Origin of the sequence: Candidatus Nitrosarchaeum limnium BG20, from assembly GCF_000241145.1 — an archaeon.
GTDB lineage: Archaea > Thermoproteota > Nitrososphaeria > Nitrososphaerales > Nitrosopumilaceae > Nitrosarchaeum > Nitrosarchaeum limnae.
The window spans coordinates 1-4,925 of sequence record NZ_AHJG01000245.1 but is presented as its reverse complement, the minus strand read 5'-3'; the positions used below and the strand labels follow the sequence as shown (position 1 = coordinate 4,925).

Below are 4,925 nucleotides of genomic sequence, written 5' to 3'. Positions count from 1 at the left end.
TTTTCCAACAGAATCATTTAGCAACAATCAGCACATGGCATATGGGGAAGAGGAATGAATGTGAAAATAGGCATTCTATTTGTACTGGTTGGGATATTTGCAGTAGTCATGTTTACCAATGAGGGCTATGGAAAATCATTGACAACCAGCCCCAATGTAAACAAAATTGGAACACTAAAAGTAAATGATTCGACTACAAAGGGAATAATTGGGATGAATCTTGGAACTTCTGCAGGTATTACAAGCGTAACAATCACATTCAATAGTGTTGTAGCAAAAAACGACAATGTGAATATTTTTTTTATGATAATGTTGGGACAGAGATTGGAAGCGGTACTAAAAAAATGAATCCTGCAGGAACAAGCATTACAATCAACTTGACAGGTGCTGGACAAGTAACATCTGCAGAACGGATTACATTAAGTTCCATAACAGTGACAATCACATAGGAGAATGGTATGAGTGTAAAAATTTATTTTTTTGTAGGAATTGTAATTCTTATCATTGCCACAGTGGGTTTTGGAGCATCATTAAACACTGTACCAAAAGTACATAAAATTGGCAGCGCAGATAACATTGTAGTATCAAAACCAACGGTGGATGTTACAAATACGGTATTAAATACATCAGGATCTAATGCAATATCTGCAACTGTCACAGTTAAAAATATCGACAGTGTCGCCCATACATATAGAATATGCATGATTGTAAAAGCAGGAGCTTTGATCAGCGACACATCAGGAAGCGGAGCAGATTGTTCTAATACAGCATCAATTTCTGCAAGCAACACAGGTTCTACTACAATAACTTTTGCAATACCTAGAACCACTAACAATTTATCATATTGGAATATGGCAGTACACCAAATAGCCTAGGTTTAGCAGATTAGAAATTTTAAAACAGATTGAATTAAAAAATGTCTTTTGTAAATATTATAGTTTAATTAGATTTCTTTAACACTAATACTAATTCCAACAAGATCACTGACGTTAACTGGATTCAAAAAATCAATTGTTTGAATATCAGATTTATTTCCTTGTAGTAATTCTGTTTTTGTACATGCAGGAAAATTATCAATTGATGGACTGTATGTTCCAGAGGGACCTTCAATTACTGCACAAATTTGAAACAAACGAACATTAGGATCATCAGCCACAACAGTAAAAGTGATTTGATCTACTTCAATTGTTCCTGTAGGAGATACTTGTTGAACAAATGACACATCTTCAACATGACCTACAGTAGGTGTAAAAAATTCACTAGACATATCATCTAGAATAGGTTTTGCAGCAAAGGAAAATTCTTCTGCAAAAATTCCAGATGTAACTGCAATCACTAAAATAGCAAACAAAACCCCAAAACTAGACAGTTTTTGATAAATCATTGGTAATAGAAACTAGACTACAAAATGTAATATTATGACTGGAAATATGCCTCGTTTATCTATTCCAAAGTGGAATTTACAAAATTTATCGATAATAAAGGGTATTAGAATGAAAAGAACTAATTAAAAAAATTCAATGCCCATCCTTGCTCAGTAATCAAGTTACTAAAAAACGGAATTGTGTTGACGATGCTAATTAATTGTAATAAAAGCACCATTATTCCAGCTAGAGAAAAAATCAGTTTCAGGTATTTTGAATCTTCTGTTTTTTTCTTATCAAGACTATGATCAATCAAGTATAATACAAAGATCACAATACTGATAGAACAAAAATACAGTGTGTTTGCTATTGAAGGTTCAAAATAGTCAGAAAACGGAATGTTAATTGTTTTAGCAATCTGAATGTTTGTACCAATTATCATTAAAGTCAATACATAATTAACAACGGTTGCAACAAATGCAATTTTAAAAACTATAACACTACTAAAACTAGTTAGTTTCTTTTGTTTGGATTTTTTACTAGCAAAGACAGTTAAGATCAATATGCCAAAAATAGACATCCCCACTGATGTTTGCAAGAATAATGTGGTAAACCCAACGTAAGGAACAACAAACAATACTCTACCTAGTACGTGATCAAAAGGAATTACCTTAGGGTCGTTTCTTGGATTGTTGTCACCTTTTGTAATAAATCCATCATCCGTTTGTTCAACTATTCTATGAACAACACTTCTATCATGCTCATTTACAAATGCAATGATATCTCCAATATAGTATTGCGGATCGGGTTTAGCTATGATAAAAGTTCCACTCTCAATAGTACCATGCATACTTTGTCCTATCAGCATAATGTAACTTGTATCGCCATAAAGTTGAACAGGCCAGAGATATATCAAAACAGGAATGAGTAATAGAAAAATAATGATTTTTATTTTTTGTTTCAATTTGCTTCACATTTACATATATCATTATGTAAAAGCAAGAAGAATTACCTCTAATTCAATTCTTCAATGCTGAAACTAATATTTGCAATATCACTGACTTCGACTGTGTTTGTGAAATTAATTCCTACCAAAGTTAGCTTTGCATTTGCTGCTACACTTGATGTAGAGTTACATGCCGGAGGTGCTCCTGCTGCTGGCTGGAATGTGGATGCAGGTGCCTCAAGAACAGCACAGACTTGAAATGAGTGTGCATTGACTGTGTCTTCATTACCTACCGTAAATTTAATTTGTTTAGTAGCAACATTACCTAGACTGTTTACTTCTTCAGTCCATGCAAGGGCAGTAACGTTTCCTCTCGCAGCTGCAACTACTTGATTGTCACTTGCACCGATTCTGTTGATACCTGGATTTGTGCTAAGACTTGCTCCAAAACCGATTGTAGATACAACCAATACGGCAACACCAATAATTGCGATAAGTGACATTTTCATGAATTAGATAAACTAGTTTCACATAATATCGACTAGCTTGTTTATTATGAAATCAGGCTCAATTCTAACTTAATTCTTCAATACTGAAGCTGATATTTGCCACATCACTTACAGGTACTGTATTTGTGAAATTGAGGCTTTGTAATGCAAGGTTCCCAGATGCAGAAATGCTTGATGTAGAAACGCAACTAGGAGATGTTCCTAATGGGGGCTGAAATACACCAATAGGCCCTTCAAGCACAGCACAAACTTGGAATGTGTGAGCAGTCGCAGAATCTTCATTTCCCACAGTAAATACAATTTGTTTAACTGCAACATTTCCTGCACTGTTTACTTCTTCAGTCCATGCAAGGGCAGTAACGTTTCCTCTAGCAGCTGCAACTACTTGATTGTCACTTGCACCGATTCTGTTGATACCTGGATTTGTGCTAAGACTTGCTCCAAAGCCGATACTAAATACTAGCAATACGGCAACACCAATAATTGCTAAAATAGATGTGTTCAGAACTAAAAGAAATCATTTAAGAAATATAACAGAATGTTTGTAAATAATTACATACAATTATTTCATAGGATAGGATTTAGACAATCACTGTAATTATCAATTTTTATTTATAGTAGAGTTTGAAAATCAAATACAAACAGATCATCATAAGAGACAAAATTCAATGTATAATATGAAAAAAATATACTACTTTGAATCTACCCCAGAACATAAAGCTTGGGAGAAATCAGTAGATACAAGAAATGGAGAAATAGTCAAAGAGTCATTTTGGGAAATCAGTAAAAAATTCTAAAATAACTTTATTTTTCCAATACTATTTTTTGTCAAATCATTGGAAAATACTTTATAATCCAACTAACAAACAAGATTTGTGGGTAAAAAGAGACAAAAAATAAACAAAAATAATCCAAAATTAAATACAACGAAATTTATCATTATTGGAGTAATTGTAGTAATTGCAGGAGCTGTTTTAATTTCTACAAATTATAACTCAGAATCTCAAAGTAACAAACTTTCAATTGATACAACAAAAGGCTCACCAGTATTAGGAGAATCATCAGCGCCAATTACCATAATTGAGTTTGGAGATTATCAATGTCCATTTTGTCAAAAATGGAATCAAAACACAAAACCGTTAATTGATAGAGACTACATATCAACAGGAAAAGTGAAATTGATTTATGTTGACTTTCCAATTGTAGGGCCAGATTCAATCAATGCACATGCAGGAAGTTATTGTGCAGACGAGCAAGGACTTTACTGGCAATATCATGATTTTCTTTATAAAAATCAAGGTCATGAAAATAGTGGTTGGGTAAGCATGAATAATCTCAAAAACATTGTCTCAGGAATGGAAGGAATTGATGTAAATTTATTTTCTAATTGTATTGACTCTGGAAAATACAACGATAGAGTTAAAGAAAATAAAAATATTGCAGTAAAGAATGGCGCCAAATCAACACCATCATTTATTGTGATTGGTCCAAACGGTCATGGGGTTGCAATATCAGGTGCACAGCCTTATTCGGTATTCAAGCAAACCATAGATGAAATGATGTCATAATCATCATAAAACAGAAATAAATTTTCAACATAATTTTGATCGCTATAAATCATAAAAATAATTTTGCCAAAAAATAGGAAGCGATCAGAAATGTTCACATGAAAGTACAAAAGATCACATATTAACAAAGAGGCATATTCCCAAATGTGGAAATAATATCTAGAATAAATCAATCGAAGCAAAAATTCCACAACATAGGATATGTTCTAGCCTTAGCATCTGCAGTACTTGCTTCACTAATGCATGTAGTACCAAAAGAATTGCTAGATAATGGAATAAATAATGTAAGTCCAATTACATTAGCTTTTGTAATTTACATTGTGAATGGTTTATTTTTCACATCAGTTTCAAAAAAATCAACTCCTATATCAAAAATTACAAAAAAAAATTGGTTGTTTCTTTCATTAATCGGCATTGCTGAAGTTTTGGGATTAATCACATATTTTTTTGGGCTAAAAGATTCTAGTGCAGCAAATGCAGCAGTGCTTAACAGCAGTGAAATTATATTTTCAATTTTTATTGCAATGATAATTCTCAA

8 protein-coding genes are annotated in these 4,925 nt (G+C 32.8%); 4 read left to right on the top strand and 4 right to left on the bottom strand.

Annotated features, from left to right (window positions below):
- Positions 1-54: 54 nt before the first annotated feature.
- Together BG20_RS08785 and BG20_RS08780 are read left to right on the top strand one after the other, a co-directional pair.
- Positions 55-348: a hypothetical protein gene (locus BG20_RS08785; RefSeq protein ID WP_010194065.1), complete on the top strand. Its 294-nt coding sequence runs from the start codon at positions 55-57 to the stop codon at positions 346-348.
- Between the two features lie 110 nt (positions 349-458).
- Positions 459-875, top strand: coding sequence for a hypothetical protein (locus BG20_RS08780; protein ID WP_010194064.1), 417 nt, complete (start codon positions 459-461; stop codon positions 873-875).
- Positions 876-943: 68 nt separating this feature from the next.
- Here the strand turns inward: BG20_RS08780 and BG20_RS08775 are convergent, their stop codons facing one another.
- The 4 genes from BG20_RS08775 to BG20_RS08760 form a co-directional block, all read right to left on the bottom strand.
- On the bottom strand, positions 944-1,384 hold the full coding sequence (locus BG20_RS08775) for a hypothetical protein (RefSeq protein ID WP_007401258.1): 441 nt from the start codon (positions 1,382-1,384) through the stop codon (positions 944-946).
- A 119-nt stretch (positions 1,385-1,503) separates the two neighbouring features.
- Positions 1,504-2,328, bottom strand: a complete 825-nt coding sequence (locus BG20_RS11720; RefSeq protein WP_010194063.1) for a signal peptidase I — start codon at positions 2,326-2,328, stop codon at positions 1,504-1,506.
- Positions 2,329-2,378: 50 nt separating this feature from the next.
- Complete coding sequence (locus BG20_RS08765) at positions 2,379-2,819, bottom strand: hypothetical protein (protein ID WP_010194062.1); 441 nt, start codon at positions 2,817-2,819, stop codon at positions 2,379-2,381.
- Positions 2,820-2,883: 64 nt separating this feature from the next.
- On the bottom strand, positions 2,884-3,285 hold the full coding sequence (locus tag BG20_RS08760) for a hypothetical protein (RefSeq protein WP_010194061.1): 402 nt from the start codon (positions 3,283-3,285) through the stop codon (positions 2,884-2,886).
- Positions 3,286-3,694: 409 nt separating this feature from the next.
- Here BG20_RS08760 and BG20_RS08755 point away from each other — a divergent pair, with 409 nt between their 5' ends.
- The gene (locus tag BG20_RS08755; RefSeq protein WP_010194060.1) at positions 3,695-4,387 is read left to right on the top strand and encodes a DsbA family protein; all 693 of its coding nucleotides are present in this window, start codon (positions 3,695-3,697) and stop codon (positions 4,385-4,387) included.
- Positions 4,388-4,533: 146 nt separating this feature from the next.
- A partial coding sequence (locus tag BG20_RS08750; RefSeq protein WP_010194059.1) for an EamA family transporter occupies positions 4,534-4,925 on the top strand: 392 nt, incomplete at its 3' end.